Genomic DNA, 18451 nt, shown 5'->3' with positions numbered 1-18451 from the left:
GGGGTGGGTCCGGTTGCAGGGGACGCTGCAAGTACCCCTCCGGGGCCCGGCCCAGCCGCTGGCGGCTGTGCGTTCGGGCGCTTGCGAAGCAGTGCTTCGCAAGCAAAGCGTCCTCACCCATGTAAGCTCGGTCGCCGCTTGCTCGTGTGCGCCGTCCTGCGCACACGGCAAGAGCGGGGTTGGGCGTCCTGCCCAACCCGCCCGAGGCACGCCTCGGGCCCATGCGGCTCACGCCCCTGCCACCGGACCCACCCCATCCGGATGAATTCTCATTTTGGAATGCATCCACGCGTGGCGTGGCTCTACTGGTAGGTGCCAACCCTGGTTGGCGCGTTTTAGTCCCAGAACACGGTCAGTACGCGGTGGCCTTCCGAGGGCACAGGTGCGTCGATGTGTTGGCCGTACGGCCAGCCTTCGCCCACACCGTCGCATTCCAGACCCTGCAGCCAGCCTTCCACGGTCTCGACGTCGGCACTGGTCAGCACATGCACGTTCTCCGCAGCAGGCCATTCGCTGTCGTCTTCCAATGCACTGCCCCAGTCCTGGTGCAGGCCGACGTACACGCCTTCCACTTCAGGCTTCGCTGCAATCACGGCCAGGCGCGCGTACAGCTCGGCAATCGGCGGGCGGCCGAAACCCCATTGGTTGGGCGCGATGCATTCTTCGAAATCATTGCCTTCGAAGTACGCAGCCAGTGGCACCACCGGCAGGTGTTCCGGGTCGCGAGTATCGAGGCGTTCAAGCAGATCCAGCAGTTCCTGGCGGGCAGACATCCACAGCTCCTTGCGACATGAAGCACGATTGTATCGATCGCGCTCAGTAGATCGGCGTCACCTTCATCTGCGGCAGCGGGCGCGGTGCGCCGTCGGTCAGGTCCGGGCCAAGGTCTTCCCACGTGCGGCCCTGCTCGACCATCTGCGCCCACAGCTGCTGCGAGCCGCGACGTTTGTCTTCCGAGCCGAGCTTGTACGACGGCGGTGCCGGCTCGCCACGGGCAACCATCGAGTACGCCGCGCGATAGGCCAGCACCTGCTGCGCCGGGTCGTCGGTACGCGCCACTTCCAACGTGTAGCGCTGATAGGCCGAGGCCAGGTTGCGCCAGCGGATCCAGTAGTGGTTCCCGAACGAGAACGAACAGAAGCGCGCGCCCGCCAGGCTGCCCTTGTCGGCGATGCGGGTCAGCACCTCCTGCGGCATGTCCAGGTTCATGCCGCCTTCGTCGCCCTGCAGGCTGACGTGCACGATACGGTCGCGGTAACCCGGCGCGCGTGCCTGCAGCAGGTCACGCCAGTTCTGCATGGTCGCCACGACTGCGAACAGGAAGCGCCCCAGCTCGGCTGCGGCGAGCGGCGTGGCAATGGACTGGTAATGCCGTTGCCAACCGTGGCGGTTTTCGGTGGGCAGGAACACGGCACGTTCCAGCGCCTGTCGGCCATCACTGCCACGTCCCACGTCCTCGGCATGCTGCGGGTAGACCAGGTTGATGGCGAAGGTCGGCCAGCGCGGTAGGGCGGCATCAAACAGATGGATCGGGAAGTTGCTGCTGATGCCACCATCGGAGAACCAGCAGATGCGGAGCGCGGTAATCACCGGGCCGCAGGTCTGCCCGGCGCTGGTCAGCCCTTCCATGCTGTCGGCCACGTTGTGTTCCTGGTCGGCGGCAGGTGCAGTGGGTTCGCAGCGGCGTTCGCGGCGCGAGGGCTCATGCAGCGGCACCGCGCTGATCAGCAACGGGAAGCTCAGGCTCATGCGCGTGGCCACCAGCACCGGCAGCTTCGGACCCTGCGGCAGGTGGTAGTACCGGCGCCCTTCCACCTCCAGCGGCGGGCCGGCCTGCGTCACCAGCCACTGCACCACGCTGGCGGGGAACAACTGCTCGAACTCCTCGCGCAGGAACCAGAACTGCGCGCCGCCCAGCGGCAGTGTGCGTGGTTCGTTGTGCGATACGCAGGTGGTGATCATCTGCAGGCTGATCGCATGCGGGCTGTCCGGCTCGCCGGCATAGCGCGGCGCGTCATGCAGGTCGGCAAAGGTCAGCGGTGCATCCAGCGGCTTGCCGGACAACTGCTGCAGGCATTCATGCAGCCACTCGGTCAATGCCGGTTTACGTGCATCGCGACCGAGGCCACTGCACAGGCCCAGCAGGTTGCGCCGGGCCACGCGCGCCACGCGCAGCGCGGCTCCGGCCACGCCTGCACCGTAGGCGCACAGCAGCGACGGCAGCAGCGTCGCGGCCACGCCGCTCCAACCACCGCCCCACCCGCCCAGACCGAGCAGCAGCGCCAGCGACACCAGCACTTCCAGCGGCGCGATCTCGAATACCGCCACCGCCAGGCACAGCAGTTTGTGCGGCAAGCTGGCATTGCCGGTCAGCACCACCAGCAGCCGATAGGCCGCACGCGCGCCCCGCGCCGGTTGGAACAGGCTGTAGATGAACCCCCGCCGCGACAACTGCGCCGACACCGCCGACAGCCCGCCATAACCGGCATCACCGGGCAGGTGCTCGCCGGCCTGCTGGCGCCGATCACCGTATGCCGCCGCAGCCGCCACCGCCGCAGCGATGGCGCCGGCAGAGGTGCCGCCGATGCTCTTGAACCGATACTCGCGTGCCAGCGCCAGTACCGCGTTGGGGTACACGATGCCGCTGGTGATGCCGCCTTTCATGACCAGATCGCAGTACTTGTCCGCCACCGTCTTGCCCCCGAGCCTACCGTCCGCCGCGTGGATGCCAGTATGGCGCAGCGGCTTCTCAGGGCCTGAGAACACCACCGCAGTCCGGGCAGGAATCTGCGGCGTTCAGCAGATGGCAGGCCTGCAGGCTTGACCGGCTACACCATCGGCGTAGCATCTGCAGCAAGCCAAGGGACAGACCCGCGGCTGCCACAACGACATGAGGGATTCTCATGGAATTCGACTATCTCGTCTTCATCGGGCGATTCGAGCCCTTCCACAACGGCCACGCCGCCGTTGCCCGCCTGGCCCTGAGCCGGGCCCGCAAGCTGATCTTCCTGGTCGGCTCTGCCGATACCCCCCGCAGCCTCCGCAATCCCTGGACCGTGGCCGAACGCGCCGTGATGATCCAGGCCGCCCTCGATGGCCACACCGACCGCCTGCTGATCCGCCCGCTGCGTGACCACCTGTACAACGAAGCACAGTGGATCGCCAACGTGCAGCGCCAGGTGGCCGACGCCCTGCGCAACGACGGTGCCGCCGCCGATGCAAAGGTGGGCCTGATCGGCATGGACAAGGATGCCTCCAGCTACTACCTGCGGGAGTTCCCGCAATGGCCGCTGGTGGACGTGCAGCACACCGCCACCCTGTCGGCCACCGAGCTGCGGCGCTACCTGTTCGAAGCCGGCGACGTCGACTTCCACGGCGCGCTGCTGATGCTGCGTGGCAATGTGCCGGCGCCGGTGTACGACATGCTCGAAGCGTTCCGCAAAAGCGCGCCTGCGTATGCCCAGCTGGTGGCCGAGTACCGCTTCATCGAACAGTACAAGGCCGCCTGGAAGGATGCGCCCTACGCGCCCACCTTCGTCACCACCGATGCGGTGGTGGTGCATTCGGGCCACGTGCTGCTGGTACGGCGCCGTTCGGAGCCCGGCAAGGGCCTGTGGGCGCTGCCCGGCGGTTTCGTTGGCCAGGAGCAGAGCCTGCTGGACAGTTGCCTGCGCGAACTGCGCGAGGAAACCCGCCTTAAGATTCCGCTGCCGGTGCTGAAGGGTTCGCTGAAGGGCCAGCAGGTATTCGACCACCCCGACCGCAGCCAGCGCGGCCGCACCATCACCCACGGTTTCCACTTCGAATTCCCGGCCGGTGACCTGCCGCCGGTGCGCGGTGGCGACGACGCCGACAAGGCGCGCTGGATACCGGTGAGTGAGGCGTTGGACATGGGCCCGCAATTGTTCGAAGACCACCTGCACATCCTGGAGTATTTCCTCGGCCGCGGCTGACCTGCCCGGCTCTCCCCACCGGCGGATAGACCGCTGGTGTCACTCGACGCGAAGGAGCTTCCGTCATGCACTACCTCGATAACCTTCTCCTCAACACCGACAGCTACAAGGCCAGCCATTGGCTGCAGTACCCGCCGGGTACCGATGCCACGTTCTTCTACGTGGAATCACGTGGCGGCCTGCACGATCGCACGGTGTTCTTCGGCCTGCAGGCGATCCTCAAGGACGCCCTGGCACGGCCGGTCACCCACGCCGACATCGACGACGCAGCTGCGGTATTCGCCGCCCATGGCGAGCCGTTCAACGAAGCCGGCTGGCGCGATATCGTCGATCGGCTCGGCGGCCACCTGCCGGTGCGCATCCGTGCCGTGCCCGAGGGTAGCGTGGTACCCACCCACCAGGCACTGATGACCGTCGAGTCGACCGACCCGGCTGCATTCTGGGTGCCGTCGTACCTGGAAACGCTGCTGCTGCGCGTGTGGTACCCGGTCACCGTGGCCACCATCAGCTGGCATGCACGGCAGACCATTGCTGCGTTCCTGCAGCAGACCAGCGACGATCCGCAGGGGCAGCTGCCGTTCAAGCTGCACGACTTCGGCGCCCGCGGTGTATCGAGCCTGGAATCGGCCGCGCTGGGCGGTGCCGCACACCTGGTCAACTTCCTCGGCACCGACACTGTATCGGCCCTGTGCCTGGCCCGCGCGCACTATCACGCGCCGATGGCCGGTTATTCGATTCCCGCCGCCGAGCACAGCACCATCACCAGCTGGGGCCGCGAGCGCGAAGTGGACGCCTACCGCAACATGCTGCGCCAGTTCGGCAAGCCGGGCGCGATCGTGGCAGTGGTGTCGGACAGCTATGACATCTACCGCGCGATCAGTGAACACTGGGGCACGACGCTGCGTGATGAAGTGATCGCTTCGGGCGCCACCCTGGTCATCCGCCCCGACTCGGGTGACCCGGTGGACGTGGTGGCCGAAAGCCTGCGCCGGCTGGATGAAGCATTCGGCCACACCCTCAACGGCAAGGGCTACCGCGTACTCAACCACGTGCGGGTGATCCAGGGCGATGGCATCAACCCGGATACGATCCGCGCCATCCTGCAGCGCATCACCGAAGACGGCTACGCCGCCGACAACGTGGCCTTCGGCATGGGCGGCGCGCTTTTGCAGCGGCTGGACCGCGACACCCAGAAGTTCGCGCTGAAGTGCTCGGCAGCACGGGTCGAGGGTGAGTGGATCGACGTCTACAAGGACCCGGTCACCGATGCCGGCAAGACCAGCAAGCGTGGCCGCATGCGCCTGCTGCGGAGCCTGGATGACGGCAGCCTGCACACGGTGGCGTTGCCTCCCAGCGGTGACGAGGCGCTGCCGACCGGCTTCGAGGATGCGATGGTGACCGTGTGGGAGAACGGGCGCCTGCTGCACGACCAGCGCTTGGATGAGATCCGCGCGCGGGCTGCGGCGGGGCGTTGAGGCGCATCCCGACCGGGGTCGGATCCCGTTGCAGCGCAAAGGGCTCCGACCCCGGTGCCCCTTGACCCACGCCGGCAACGCGTCCACCGTGGGCACGCCGAAGGTATCCCTGCCGTGGCTGGATGGCGGCAGGGAGTTAAACGGGAATCCGGTGAAGGCGCTTCGTGCGCCCATTCCGGAGCTGCCCCGCAGCGGTGAATGGAAACGAATCCTGCCAACAGCACTGGGCTCGCGCCTGGGAAGCGGCAGGGAGTAGGTGGGCTGCGGCCCGTGTCCATCAGCCCGAATACCGGCCCCGGCCGGGGGACACGACCGTCCCCTGATTCGACCTGGACTCTCCGCGGGGAGGGCGCCGGGGCCATCGCCCGCCTGCACGTACAGGCGGCGTGGCCGCGCGCGTCCTGTTCACGGTAACCGGCCAGACCGCTCCCACGCCCTGACGCACGCCACGATGACCGAGTTCCAACGCCCCACCCTGACCCTGCCCGCCGATGGCAAGCGCCTGCTGCTGCATTCGTGCTGCGCGCCGTGCTCGGGCGAAGTGATGGAGGCGATCACCGCTTCCGGGATCGACTACGCGATCTTCTTCTACAACCCCAACATCCATCCGGTGAAGGAGTACGAGCTGCGCAAGCAGGAGAACATCCGCTTCGCCGAGCAGCACGGCATTCCGTTCATCGACTGCGACTACGACACCGACAACTGGTTCAGCCGTGCGCGTGGCATGGAGAACGAGCCCGAGCGCGGCATCCGCTGCACGATGTGCTTCGACATGCGTTTCGAACGCACCGCGCTGTACGCGCACGAGCACGGCTACGACACCATCAGTTCGTCGCTGGGCATCTCGCGCTGGAAGAACATGGCGCAGATCAACGACTGCGGCATCCGCGCGGCGTCGCGCTATGAAGGCCTGCAGTACTGGGACTACAACTGGCGCAAGGGCGGCGGTGCCAGCCGCATGATCGAGATCAGCAAGCGCGAGCAGTTCTACCAGCAGGAGTACTGCGGCTGCGTGTACTCGCTGCGCGATGCCAACCGCCACCGCCGCGAGAACGGCCGCGAGCGGATCAGGATCGGCCTGCTGTACTACGGGCAGGACGCTGAGGCGCCGCAGGGCGATTGACGTGCAGGCATGGGGCGGCCACGCTGGTCGCTCCTTCTGATGTAGTGGATCTGCCATGATTGCCCTGCCCGCCGATGTCGCCCTGCTGGTGATCGACCTGCAGCCGGACTTCATGCCCGGCGGTGCGCTGGCCTGCGACCAGGGCGATGCGCTGGTAACACCGATTGGCGATCTGTTGGCACAGCGTCGCTACCGCACCGTGGTGGCGACCCAGGACTGGCACCCGGCCGACCACGCCTCGTTCGCCAGCCAGCACCCCGGCAAGCGACCGTTCGAAACCATCCTGCTGCACGCGCAGCCGCAGACCCTGTGGCCGGACCACTGCGTGCAGGGCAGCGCGGGTGCCGACCTGCACCCGGGCGTGGACTGGACCGTGGCCGACCTGATCCTGCGCAAGGGCACCCGCCCACAGGTGGATTCGTACAGCGCCTTCCGCGAGAACCACGGCCCCGATGGCGAGCGCCCGGCCACCGGCCTGGCCGGCTGGCTGCATGAGCGCCGCATCCGCGAGGTGCACGTGTGCGGCCTGGCACGCGACTACTGCGTGCTGTGGAGCGCGCAGGACGCGGTGAAATCCGGCTTCCGGGTGAAGTTCCTGTGGGACCTGACCCGGCCGGTGACCGAGGCCAACGACGCGATGGTGCGCGAAGCGCTGGGCAAGGCAGGGATCGCGATCGCCTGAGGCGTGACCGCCGGGCATGGCCCGGCGCTACCGCGCACGTCGCTTATGCCGCTTGCGCGCTCCTGCCCACAACAACACAATCGATTCATCCAGCCCCCTAACTACGCCCCCCTATAGATCGCGGGACGGCCGAACCGGGGGCTTTTCATTGGATGAAATCAGGATTCGGTAGTGCCGGCCGCTGGCCGGCAACCTCGGGATCTCTGCAGTTGCCGGCCAGCGGCCGGCACTACCGGATAGCACCCGTGGTAGCGCCGGGCCATGCCCGGCGGACGCGGGATGGGCGATTACCGGAACACCACCGTGCGGTGCCCGTTGAGCAGGATGCGGTGCTCCACATGGCGGCGCACCGCGCGCGCCAGCACCAGCGATTCGGTATCGCTGCCCAGCCGCACCAGCTCGCGCGGCGCCATCGCGTGGTCCACGCGGGCCACGTCCTGTTCGATGATCGGGCCTTCGTCCAGATCCTCGGTGACGTAATGCGCGGTGGCGCCGATGATCTTGACCCCGCGCGCGTGCGCCTGATGATACGGCTGAGCGCCCTTGAAGCTGGGCAGGAAGCTGTGATGGATGTTGATCGCACGGCCGGCCAGCGCGCGGCACAGCGTGGGTGACAGGATCTGCATGTAGCGCGCCAGCACCACCAGGTCGATGCGCTCACGCTCGACCAGGTCGATGATCTGCTCCTCCTGCACCGCACGCGTATCGGCGGTCACCGGCAGGTGGTGGAACGGTACCTGGTAGGACGCGGCCAATGGCGCAAAGTCGGCGTGGTTGGACGCCACCGCCGCGATATCGACCTTCAGCTGGCCGCTGTGGGCACGGAACAGCAGGTCGTTGAGGCAGTGCCCCTGCTTGCTGACCAGCACCAGCAGGCGTGCCCGGCGGCGCCCATCATGCAGCTGCCAGTCCATGCCGAAGCCTTCGGCAAGTTTGGCCATCGCGGCATGCACGGTCTCCAGCGGCAGGCTGGCATCGCGGTCGAAATGCACGCGCAGGAAGAAGCGGCCGCTTTCCTCGTCGCCGAACTGCTGGGCGTCGAGGATGTTGCAGCCGTGGTCGAACAGCAGGCCGGACACTCGGTAGACGATACCGGTACGGTCGGGGCAGGACAGGGTGAGGATGGAATCGGGGCGCATCTCCACAGTGTAGGGCAGCTTCCTGCCCAGCAGCCGGATGATCACCGATGCAACCGAACCGCTTGGTTCAGTCCCAAGCGATACTTGCCCATCACCGTGGCAAGCTGGTCGGTCATGAACCTGTTGCAACTGATCCGCAGCTTCACCCGCACCGCAGAGACCGGCAGCATTGCCGCCGCGGCCCGCATCCTTGGCATCAGCGCCACCGCAGTCGGCCAGAACATCAACCGACTGGAAGCGCATCTGGGCGTACGGCTGCTGAACCGGAGTACGCGCCAGCTGGCCCTCAGCGAGGCCGGCGCGCTGTACCTGGCGCAGGTGCGCCACATCGAGGGCGACCTGGCGCGCGCGCAGGCGATGGTGACTGCCGGTGATATCGAACCGGCCGGTCCCCTGCGCATCGCCAGCAGCAGCGCCTTCGGCCGCCACGTGCTGGCACCGTTGCTGCCGTCACTGCAGCAGCGCTACCCGCAACTGCAGCTGGAGCTGCGCCTGACCGACCGCGCCGTGCAGCATGGTCCAGAGGCGGTGGATGCCAGCATCCGCATCGGCGCGCAGCTGGAGGACGGTGTGGTCGCACGGCAGCTGGCGCGCGTGCCATTCGTGTTCTGCGCCTCACCAACCTACCTGAAGACCCATGGCACGCCGCAGGAACCCTCGGACCTGGGCAGCCATCGCGGGCTGCTGCATCGCTTCCCCACCGATGGCCGGCCGCTGCGCTGGGGCCTGCTGAAGGACGGCCAGCGCGTGGACGCCGCGCTGCCGCCGAGCATGGTCTGCGATGACATCGATGCGCTGGCGTCGCTGGCGGCGGCCGGTGCCGGCATCACACGATTGGCTGCGTTCGTGGCCGAGCCCTACCTGCGCGACGGCCGCCTGCAGGCGGTGTTCGGCGCCGACACGGCGTGGCGCCCGGAGCCGATGGAGGTCTATTTCTGCGTCAGCGACCGCCGCGACTTCACCGCCAAGATCCGCGCGCTGTTCGAGCATCTGCAGGCCGGCATGGCGCCGGCCTGGCGGGTGTGACGGGGAGGAGCGGAGGGCCTTCGCGGTCAGAAACTCTCCTTCAGGCGCATCAGGTGAGCACTGGCCTCTGCCCATCCTGTCAGGGTGCGCAGGCGCAGGCCATTCCTGAAGACATGGAATACCGGAGTTTCATGGACATCCAGTTCTTTCCAGCCCTCGGGCCCCGCTTGGAGCAACATGGGATGAGAGGGATTGCTTCTGTTCCACTCACTGACACCCGGCTGCGGCCACGCAGGAGACCGACGCACGACAAAGCGCACGCTGGATCGAATCCATGTCCATTCTGGTTCGTTCATGATCACGTGCATCGCGCTTCGCGAGGGAGCGCATGCCGGACTGACATAGACGACCACCTCCATTCCCTCCCTGTACGTCCAGCGCCGCCATTCCAGCTTCCCACCCGAAAGAGGGTGGAGAACGCCCTGCTGGTCGGGTGCGTTCCGCTCTATCTCGGGAAGTTCATCTACACGCAATGACGCCCTCTCACGCAGCTCATTGGCCTCAGCAAAATGTCGAACCTGCACCAGGACCGCGTGCATTTTCCGGTGCGTTGTCTCTGTGGCAATACCTCTCCGCCCCAGTTCTGCATGAATGCATCGCACTTTGCCAAGCCATTTCTCGTCTCCAACGTACATTGAGATGTAGAAGCTGGCGCGGAACGCGGCCTCAAGTTCCAGATCGCTCAAACTGCCGCAACCATCCCCTGAAGATCTGGAAGACTCCCATGACGAATAGGCATCCACCAGCTTCTCGACTCGGTCTGAAGCGCCAGCGGCCAACATCTCCCGGTCCATTTCACGCAGTTGAGCGTCTACTGGAGTTGCTGCCCACGTACTTGTGGGCAGCAGCAAACACCAAAGCAGCATGCGACCAATCATGCGATCAGCAACTCGACATGCAGATGCTGCTCATGGAGGTTGAACAGGTCGCACGCCCTGAACAGGCGTAGCCCGGATAATCTTCGAATACCGGGTTTGGATTGGCCGACCGCACGACCACATGATCCGCTTCCGACTCCTTCCGCAATCCCGGGATGTGCACAATTGCGCGCTGTGCCCCGAAGAGTGACAGGAGCCGATAGGCTTCACCTGCACTCAGTTCAGAGACGATGGGCTCGTAGCTGAAGCTGGCCAGTCCGCGATCTCCAAACACCAGCGAATCGACAAACTGCTTGCGCGCAAGGGGTGAAAGCAACATCAGTGGGGATTCGGGAGAGAGCTCGATCATGTGAAGATCAAGCCGCCCCCGCGAGTTCACAGGGGCGTGCATGAGCGAAACATTCTCCGCCCCGGTGACACTCGCGGCGTCATCACCTGCGACGGCAGGCATTGATAGGGGCAGTGAGAAAGCCGAGAGCAGAACCATCAGCATCATGGGTTTCATTGCGTTTCTCCATTGGCTGCACACCCATGTGTGCAGCTCAACGTTGCAATGTCCGCACCCAGCGCAATGAGGTGTCATTCACATAAAGTAGTATCCGCAATCATTCCTAGTTCGTTGCGACAGGCTATGCCGCAACTCGCCGTCACGCAGATCCCCTGCATCCTGAAGCGTCACAATGCGCTCGCAGACTGCGTCAGCGCGCCTTGAACACGCCGCGCGCATCGCGCGGCTCGCAGCGCAGGTACTGCGGCGCCGGCTCCACGCTGTCGCGCAATGCGGCAGCAGCGTGCCACGGCCAGCGCGGGTCGTAGAGGATGCCGCGTGCCAGCGCTACCGCATCGGCGTGGCGATGGCGCAGGATCGATTCGGCTTGCTCGGGCTCGGTGATCATGCCCACCGCGATCACCGGCATGCGTACCTTGGTCTTGATCGCCGCGGCGAACGGCACCTGGTAACCGGGACCGACGGTGATCTTCTGGCGTTCGTCCAGGCCACCGCTGGAGACATGCAGGAAATTGCAGCCGCGCGCGTCCAGCACCTGGGCCAGCGCTTCACTCTGCACCAGGTCCCAGCCGCCATCGACCCAGTCGCTGGCGGAAATGCGTACGCCCACGGCGATCTTGTCCGATACCGCCGCACGCACAGCGTCGAACACCTCCACCAGCAGGCGCAGGCGGTTCGGCAGCGAGCCGCCATAGCCATCGGTGCGGTGGTTGCTCAGCGGCGACAGGAACTGGTGCAGCAGGTAGCCGTGCGCGGCATGCAGCTCGATCAGCTCGAAGCCCAGGCGCTCGGCGCGCACCGCACTGGCGGCGAAAGCGGCGATGAGCTCGGCGATGCCGGCCTCGTCCAGTTCCTGCGGTGCCGGATCGGCGGCATGGAACGGCAGCGGCGACGGCGCCACCGTGGCCCAGCCACGCGCATCATCGCCCGGCAGCTGGCCGCCGCCGTCCCACGGGCGCTTCACCGAGGCCTTGCGACCGGCGTGGCCGAGCTGGATGCCCAGCGGCATCGGCGACCAGCGGCGGACGCTGGCCAGCACCTGCGCCAGCGCGGCCTCGGTGCCGTCGTCCCACAAGCCCAGGTCGGCCCAGCTGATGCGGCCGCGCGGCTCGACCGCAGTGGCTTCCAGGATCAGCAGGCCGGCGCCGGACTGCGCCAGGTTGCCCAGGTGCATGGCGTGCCAGTCGCTGGCGCGACCGTCTTCGGCGGAGTACTGGCACATCGGCGCGATGACGATGCGGTTGGACAGGGTGAGGGGGCCGAATGAAATCGGCGAGAACAGCTGGCTCAAGACGGTGATGAACGACGTAGGGGGTGCGTATTGCACCGCTGCGCGGCTCGCGGATCAACCATCTGGATGGATCGCTGTTTCGCGTGACCTGCAGCAGCCGAGCGTGCGCTCGGCCCTACAGAAGCCCTCGCCCCTTGTAGAGCCGAGCCCATGCTCGGCTCAGCGCGAAGCCCAGGCGGCCAGCGCTTCAGCGCAGTCCCGCTCATCCTTGAACAACAGCAGGTCGTCGGCTCGGGTGCGGCCGCGGTTCAGCGCCGCCACCGGCACTCCTGCCTTCGCCGCCGCCTGCACGAAGCGGAAGCCGGAATAGACCATCAGCGACGAGCCTACCACCAGCACGGCGTCGGCCTGCTGGAGGTGATCGTGCACCGCCGCCACCCGTTCACGCGGCACGTTCTCGCCGAAGAACACCACATCCGGCTTCAGCAGGCCGCCGCAGTAAGGGCAATCGGGCACCACGAACGTGGAGAAATCGGTCTCCAGATCGGCATCGCCATCGGGCGCGATACCGGCCTCCAGCGCATCCCAGCCCGGATTGGCGTCCAGCAGCCGCTGCTGGAAATCCTCGCGGCCACTGCGGCGCTCACAGCCCATGCAGCGCACCCGGTCCAGGCGGCCATGCAGGTCGATCACCTTGTGGCTGCCGGCGCGCTGGTGCAGGCCGTCCACGTTCTGGGTCAGCAGCACCTGCAGCGTGCCGCGCGCTTCCAGGGTGGCCAAGGCCTGGTGGGTGCCGTTGGGCCGGGCCAGGCCGAAGCGCGGCCAGCCCAGCAGGCTGCGTGCCCAGTAGCGCTGGCGGGTACCCGCTTCGCCCATGAACGCCTGGTAGGTCACCGGCGGCGTGCGCTTCCACTGGCCGTCGGTATCGCGGTAATCGGGGATGCCCGAGGCGGTGCTGCAACCGGCGCCGGTCAGCACGAACAGGCGCTGGGCGCGGTCGATGAAGTCGGTCAGCGGCGAGGTCATGGCTGCCAGATGGGGGCGCCGCAGCGCCCGTGCAAGCGCCGGCTCAGGCGGCCGGCAGCGGCGGCACCGCGATCGGGTGGCCGTCCTCGTCCAGCGCGATCATCACGAAGTGGCCGCGGGTACACAGCTTGCGCTCACCGCTGTGCAGGTCCTCGGCGACCAGTTCGACCTCGACCTTCATCGAGCTGCGCCCGACTTCGACGATGCGGCCGATGGTTTCCACCATCTGGCCGATGCGGATCGGCAGCTTGAAGTCGACCTGGTCGCTGCGCGCGGTCACCACGGTGCGTCGCGAATAGCGGGCGGCAGCCAGGAAGGCGGCCTTGTCCATCCACGCCAATGCCTGGCCACCGAACAGGGTGCCGAGGTGGTTGGTGTGGTTGGGGAAGACGATTTCGGCCATGCGCACTTCAGTGGGCGGCACAGTCTCGAGGATCGGGGTCATGGGGGTGCTTCGGTGTGGGGTCCGTCAATTTTAAGCCAGGCCCCGTGCAGGCGGCGCTACACTGCGCCACGCCCACTGCCAGGACCGCCCATGCCCGCACTTTCCGACCTGCTGGCCTTCGCGCTGGTTTCCCTGGCCATGGTGCTCACGCCCGGGCCGAACATGATCTACGTCATCTCGCGCTCGATCTGCCAAGGGCCGCTCGCCGGGCTGATCTCGCTGGCCGGGGTGGCGCTGGGCTTCGTGTTCTACATGCTGTGCGCGGCGCTGGGCATCACCGCCCTGCTGATGACCGTGCCGTTCGCCTATGAGGCGCTGCGCATCGGTGGCGCGCTGTACCTGCTCTACCTGGCGTGGCAGGCGCTGAAGCCCGGCGGCCGTTCGCCGTTCGCGGTGCGCGAGCTGCCGCAGGACAGCCCGCGCAGACTGTTCACGATGGGCTTGCTGACCAATCTGCTGAACCCGAAAGTGGCGGTGATGTACCTGTCGCTGCTGCCGCAGTTCCTGCATCCGGACAGCGAAGGCAGTGTGCTGATGCAGTCGATCGTGTTGGGCTGCACCCAGATCCTGGTCAGCGTCAGCGTGAACGGCCTGATCGCGCTGACCGCCGGCAGCATCGCCGGCTTCCTGGCCGCGCGCCCCACCTGGCAGAGGGTGCAGCGCTGGCTGATGGGCACGGTGCTGGCCGGGTTGGCGGTGCGCATGGCGGTGGAAGGGCGGCGCTGATCGTAGAGTCGAGCCATGCTCGACTCTACAAAAGCCAGGCGCGCAACAAAAAACCCCGGCATTGGCCGGGGTCTTTCGTTGCGACAGGCCTGACCGGTTCGATCAGAAGTTCATGTCGAAGGCGACTTCGCCCTGCACGCCGACCTGGTAGGCCGAGACGCGGCGTTCGAAGAAGTTGGTCAGTTCCTGCACGTCCTGCAGTTCCATGAACGGCAGCGGGTTGCGCACGTTGTACTTCTTTTCCATGCCCAGCTTGGCAAAGTGCTGGTCGGCGCAGTGCTGCAGGTACTGGCGCATGTCGCGGGTGGAAATGCCAGCCACGCCACCGGACAGCACGTCCTCGGCGAACTGCACTTCGCATTCGATGGCTTCGGCCAGCATGTCGTAGACCTGCTGCTTCATTTCATCGTCGAACAGGTCCGGCTCTTCCTCACGCACCACGCGCACCGACTCGAAGGCGAACTCCATGTGCGCGCTTTCGTCGCGGAACACCCAGTTGGTGCCCGAGGCCAGGCCTGGCAGCAGGCCGCGCGAACGGAAGTAGTACACGTAGGCGAACGCAGCGAAGAAGAACAGGCCTTCGATGCAGGCAGCGAAGCAGATCTGGTTGAGCAGGAACTGGCGGCGCTGTTCGCGGGTCTCGATGCGGGTCAGGTCCTGGATCGAGTCGATCCACTTGAAGCAGAAATCGGCCTTCTTCTTGATCGAGTCGATGTTCTCCACCGCCGAGAACGCCTTGGCGCGCTCTTCCGGGTCCGGCAGGTAGTTGTCGAGCAGGGTCAGGTAGAACTGCACGTGCAGCGCTTCTTCATACAACTGGCGCGACAGGTACATGCGCGCTTCCGGCGCATTGAGGTGCTGGTACAGGTTCAGCACCAGGTTGTTGGACACGATCGAGTCGCCGGTGGCGAAGAACGCGACCAGGCGGTGGATCAGGTGGCGCTCGCCCGGCGACATCTTGCTGTGCAGGTCGGTGATGTCGATCTGGAAGTTGATCTCTTCCACCGTCCAGGTGTTCTTGATCGCATTCCGGTACATGTCATAGAACTGCGGGTAGCGCATCGGGCGCAGGGTCAGTTCAAAACCGGGATCGAGCAGCATCTGCTTGGGCTTGTCGGCCATGGGTGTTCCCTTGAATTCTCGGGTCAAAACGCCGGGCATGGCCCGGCGCTACCTTGGTGTTTCCGTGCTGCAGCCGAGCATGGCTCGGCTCTACAGGTGCGAGGTGTTCGAGTGCCGACCAACGGTCGGCACCCACCGCGCGGCGTGTTACTGGCAGGCCTCGCAGGCTTCAGGGTTTTCCAGCGAGCAGGCGATGGCTTCGTCCGGGCTGAACACCTTGGCCGGTGCGGCGGCACTCACCGTCGTCTTGGCGATCTTGGTGGCCGGGCGCGAACGCAGGTAGTAGGTGGTCTTGATGCCCTGCTTCCAGGCGTACATGTACATGGAGGACATCGCGCCGATGTTCGGGCTTTCCATGAACAGGTTGAGCGAGGCCGACTGGTCGATGAAGGCGCCACGCTCGGCGGCCATGTCGATCAGCGAACGCATCGGCAGTTCCCACGCGGTGCGGTAGACCTCGCGCAGCGTTTCCGGGATCTGCGCCACGCCGGCGATCGAGCCTTCGGCCAGCTTGATGGCATCGCGCATTTCCGGCGTCCACAGCCCCAGCTTCTTCAGCTCGTTGACCAGGTAGCGGTTGACCTGCAGGAAGTCACCGGACAGGGTCTCGCGCTTGAACAGGTTGGACACCTGCGGCTCGACGCACTCGTAGCAGCCGGCGATCGAGGCGATGGTCGCGGTCGGCGCGATCGCGATCATCAGCGAGTTGCGCAGGCCGTGTTCCTTGATGCGCTCACGCAGGGCGTCCCAGCGCGCAGTGTCTTCCGGCACCACGTTCCAGGCGTCGAACTGCAGTTCGCCGCTGGCGGCACGGGTGTCGTTGAACGACGGGTGCTTGCCGCGTTCCTGGGCCAGCTCGCAGGAGGTTTCCAGCGCGTGGAAGTAGATCGCTTCGGCGATCTTCTTCGACAGCGCGCGGGCTTCGGCGCTGTCGAACGGCAGGCGCTTGCGGAAGAACACATCCTGCAGGCCCATGCAGCCCAGGCCGACCGGACGCCAGCGCAGGTTGGCGCGGCGGGCGGTTTCGATCGGGTAGAAGTTCAGGTCGATGACGCGGTCGAGCTGGCGCACGGCCAGGCGCACGGTCTCGGCCAGCTTCTCGAAGTCGAACTCGTTGTGCTCGTCGAAGTGATTGCCCAGGTTGATCGAACCCAGGTTGCACACTGCGGTTTCATCGTTGGAAGTGACTTCCAGGATTTCGGTGCACAGGTTGGACAGGTGGATCACGTTGCCCGGACGCAGGGTCTGGTTGCTGGCGCGGTTGCACTTGTCCTTGAAGGTCATCCAGCCGTTGCCGGTCTCAGCCAGCGTACGCATCATGCGGGCGTACAGCTTGCGCGCGGAGATGGTGCGGTTGGCCTTGCCCTGGGCTTCGGCCTGCAGGTAGGCAGCCTCGAAGGCTTCGCCAAACAGGTCGGTGAACTCCGGCACGACGCGCGGATCGAACAGCGACCATTCCTGGTCGGCCTCGACGCGCTTCATGAACAGGTCCGGCACCCAGTTGGCCAGGTTCAGGTTGTGCGCACGGCGGGCTTCGTCACCGGTGTTGTCACGCAGTTCGAGGAAGTCCTCGATGTCGGCGTGCCAGGTTTCCAGGTACACGCAGGCTGCGCCCTTGCGCTTGCCGCCCTGGTTCACCGCGGCCACGGACGAATCCATGGTCTTCAGCCACGGCACGATGCCGTTGGAGTGGCCGTTGGTCGACTTGATCAGCGAACCGCGCGAACGCACGCGGGTGTAGCTGACGCCGATGCCGCCGGAGAACTTCGACAGCTGGGCGATGTCGCCGTACTTGGCATAGATCGACTCCAGCGAGTCCTGCGGCGAGTCCAGCAGGAAGCACGAGGACAGCTGCTCGTGGGTGGTGCCGGAGTTGAACAGGGTCGGGCTGGACGGCAGGTAGTCCAGATTGCCCATGCGCTTGTACAGCGCCAGGGTCTCGGACACGTCCTCGCTCAGCGCGCTGGCGATGCGCAGGAAGAACTGCTGCGGGGTCTCGATCACCTTGCGGGTGTGCGGATGGCGCAGCAGGTAACGGTCGTACAGGGTACGCAGGCCGAAGTAATCGAAGTTCAGGTCCAGCGCGCCGTCGATGGCGTCGTTGAGCTTGCGTGCATTGGTCTGCACGAAGTTCAGCAGGCGGTCGTTGATCAGGCCGACTTCATGACCGCGGCTGACCGACTGCGAGAAGGCGTAGATTTCCTGGCCCGAGACTTCCTTGGCGATGTAGTTGGCCAGCAGGCGCGCAGCGAGGCGGCCGTACTCGGGCTCTTCACCGATCAGCAGGGCGGCGGTGCGGATGGACAGTTCGTCCAGCTCGCGGGTGGTGGCGCCGTTGTACAGGCCGGAAATGGTGCGGGTGGCCACGCGCATCGGATCGACGGCGTGCAGGCCTTCGGAGGAACGCTGCACCGCGCGCACGATCTTGTTCAGGTCCACCAGCTCGGTGGTCCCGTTGCGCTTGGTCACACTCATCGCGTTGGCCGTCGGCGGCGACGTCAACAGGAACTCGCTTTCCTTCTCGATGGTGGCGCTGGATTCGGTGCTCACGGCGTATGTCCTCTTGGCGTGATTGGGGGTGCTCGATGCATCGGGGTGACGCAGCCCGGGACATGACGGCCCAGGATGGCAGGACGGCGTCGCAGGGGATGAGACCCTGCGCCTGCCACTGCCGTTGACGATCGCGGATGGGTGCTGCTGCCAACCCCCAGACCTGGGGTTGCTGCGACCGACGGCCACAAGATAGTGGGGGTAGTGGGGTCCGTCAACGCCAAATGTAGTGAAATTCGGCAATCCCTTGCGCCGCAAGGATCGTGCCGACGGCGCCCGGATCAGACGCTTCAGACCTGCCGGAACGGGCTGCGCAGTCAAGCCCGAAAGGCGTCACTGCGGTGGCACAACGCACCGCGGAAACGGAACAATGACAGCTTCACATGACAGTGATGAAACTGGCTAGGGACAACCCTGTGGATAGAGCGTGGGCAGCCGGTGGGAATCCGGTGGATGCCGGGATCACCCGCCGGGCAGCGACGCGAGGCTGAACATGTCGGCCGGGCCGGAGGAGCGGCCGCAGGGAAACGCCGTTGCGCCCTATCCCCCGATCATTGCCGGGCAGCG

16 protein-coding genes and 1 riboswitch are annotated in these 18451 nt (G+C 66.1%); of the genes, 6 read left to right on the top strand and 10 right to left on the bottom strand.

Features of this window, described 5'->3' with window-relative positions; all coding sequences use genetic code 11:
* Positions 1 to 335: 335 nt before the first annotated feature.
* On the bottom strand, positions 336 to 773 hold the full coding sequence (locus tag ACM0O9_RS11430; RefSeq protein ID WP_065185588.1) for a YfbO family protein: 438 nt from the start codon (positions 771 to 773) through the stop codon (positions 336 to 338).
* 43 nt (positions 774 to 816) lie between these two features.
* The gene (locus ACM0O9_RS11425) at positions 817 to 2664 is read right to left on the bottom strand and encodes an RpoH suppressor (RefSeq protein WP_414603799.1); all 1848 of its coding nucleotides are present in this window, start codon (positions 2662 to 2664) and stop codon (positions 817 to 819) included.
* A gap of 239 nt (positions 2665 to 2903) precedes the next feature.
* Between ACM0O9_RS11425 and ACM0O9_RS11420 the strand changes: the two genes are divergently transcribed.
* The 4 genes from ACM0O9_RS11420 to pncA all read left to right on the top strand — a co-directional run bounded on the left by ACM0O9_RS11420 (position 2904) and on the right by pncA (position 7233).
* Complete coding sequence (locus tag ACM0O9_RS11420; RefSeq protein WP_065178416.1) at positions 2904 to 3953, top strand: bifunctional nicotinamide-nucleotide adenylyltransferase/Nudix hydroxylase; 1050 nt, start codon at positions 2904 to 2906, stop codon at positions 3951 to 3953.
* Between the two features lie 65 nt (positions 3954 to 4018).
* Positions 4019 to 5428: a nicotinate phosphoribosyltransferase gene (locus ACM0O9_RS11415; RefSeq protein ID WP_414603798.1), complete on the top strand. Its 1410-nt coding sequence runs from the start codon at positions 4019 to 4021 to the stop codon at positions 5426 to 5428.
* Between the two features lie 98 nt (positions 5429 to 5526).
* Positions 5527 to 5740: riboswitch (cobalamin riboswitch) on the top strand.
* 139 nt (positions 5741 to 5879) lie between these two features.
* Complete coding sequence (locus ACM0O9_RS11410) at positions 5880 to 6551, top strand: epoxyqueuosine reductase QueH (RefSeq protein ID WP_061480745.1); 672 nt, start codon at positions 5880 to 5882, stop codon at positions 6549 to 6551.
* Positions 6552 to 6606: 55 nt separating this feature from the next.
* A complete protein-coding gene (gene pncA, locus ACM0O9_RS11405; protein ID WP_235649704.1) occupies positions 6607 to 7233 on the top strand; it encodes a bifunctional nicotinamidase/pyrazinamidase in 627 nt (208 codons plus the stop codon).
* Between the two features lie 287 nt (positions 7234 to 7520).
* Here pncA and purU read toward each other — a convergent pair whose 3' ends face one another.
* Entirely contained in the window at positions 7521 to 8372 is an 852-nt protein-coding gene (gene purU / locus ACM0O9_RS11400) for a formyltetrahydrofolate deformylase (protein WP_164230165.1), read from the bottom strand.
* 114 nt (positions 8373 to 8486) lie between these two features.
* Between purU and ACM0O9_RS11395 the strand changes: the two genes are divergently transcribed.
* Positions 8487 to 9398, top strand: coding sequence for a LysR family transcriptional regulator (locus tag ACM0O9_RS11395; protein WP_069138218.1), 912 nt, complete (start codon positions 8487 to 8489; stop codon positions 9396 to 9398).
* A gap of 26 nt (positions 9399 to 9424) precedes the next feature.
* Here the strand turns inward: ACM0O9_RS11395 and ACM0O9_RS11390 are convergent, their stop codons facing one another.
* The 5 genes from ACM0O9_RS11390 to ACM0O9_RS11370 all read right to left on the bottom strand — a co-directional run bounded on the left by ACM0O9_RS11390 (position 9425) and on the right by ACM0O9_RS11370 (position 13486).
* Positions 9425 to 10180 (bottom strand): hypothetical protein, encoded by a 756-nt coding sequence (locus ACM0O9_RS11390; RefSeq protein ID WP_139726611.1) that lies wholly within the window; start codon positions 10178 to 10180, stop codon positions 9425 to 9427.
* A gap of 100 nt (positions 10181 to 10280) precedes the next feature.
* Positions 10281 to 10781, bottom strand: a complete 501-nt coding sequence (locus ACM0O9_RS11385) for a hypothetical protein (protein WP_065178411.1) — start codon at positions 10779 to 10781, stop codon at positions 10281 to 10283.
* Positions 10782 to 10974: 193 nt separating this feature from the next.
* On the bottom strand, positions 10975 to 12075 hold the full coding sequence (locus ACM0O9_RS11380; RefSeq protein WP_081280882.1) for an NADH:flavin oxidoreductase/NADH oxidase: 1101 nt from the start codon (positions 12073 to 12075) through the stop codon (positions 10975 to 10977).
* A 159-nt stretch (positions 12076 to 12234) separates the two neighbouring features.
* Positions 12235 to 13041 carry an NAD-dependent protein deacetylase gene (locus ACM0O9_RS11375; protein ID WP_065178410.1) on the bottom strand — a complete coding sequence of 269 codons (807 nt, stop codon included), beginning with the start codon at positions 13039 to 13041 and terminating at the stop codon, positions 12235 to 12237.
* Between the two features lie 43 nt (positions 13042 to 13084).
* Positions 13085 to 13486 (bottom strand): acyl-CoA thioesterase, encoded by a 402-nt coding sequence (locus tag ACM0O9_RS11370; RefSeq protein WP_414603797.1) that lies wholly within the window; start codon positions 13484 to 13486, stop codon positions 13085 to 13087.
* 90 nt (positions 13487 to 13576) lie between these two features.
* Here ACM0O9_RS11370 and ACM0O9_RS11365 point away from each other — a divergent pair, with 90 nt between their 5' ends.
* Positions 13577 to 14212 (top strand): LysE family translocator, encoded by a 636-nt coding sequence (locus ACM0O9_RS11365; RefSeq protein WP_065178409.1) that lies wholly within the window; start codon positions 13577 to 13579, stop codon positions 14210 to 14212.
* A gap of 102 nt (positions 14213 to 14314) precedes the next feature.
* On the opposite strand, the gene ACM0O9_RS11360 is transcribed toward ACM0O9_RS11365, so the two are convergent.
* Both ACM0O9_RS11360 and ACM0O9_RS11355 read right to left on the bottom strand, forming a co-directional pair.
* Complete coding sequence (locus ACM0O9_RS11360; protein WP_005420683.1) at positions 14315 to 15334, bottom strand: ribonucleotide-diphosphate reductase subunit beta; 1020 nt, start codon at positions 15332 to 15334, stop codon at positions 14315 to 14317.
* A 147-nt stretch (positions 15335 to 15481) separates the two neighbouring features.
* Positions 15482 to 17884, bottom strand: coding sequence for a ribonucleoside-diphosphate reductase subunit alpha (locus tag ACM0O9_RS11355; RefSeq protein ID WP_053499270.1), 2403 nt, complete (start codon positions 17882 to 17884; stop codon positions 15482 to 15484).
* Positions 17885 to 18451 lie beyond the last annotated feature (567 nt).

Source organism: Stenotrophomonas sp. FR012 (assembly GCF_047520565.2).
In the GTDB taxonomy this organism is placed as follows: Bacteria; Pseudomonadota; Gammaproteobacteria; order Xanthomonadales; family Xanthomonadaceae; genus Stenotrophomonas; species Stenotrophomonas sepilia.
This window is presented reverse-complemented; position numbering and strand designations above follow the sequence as displayed.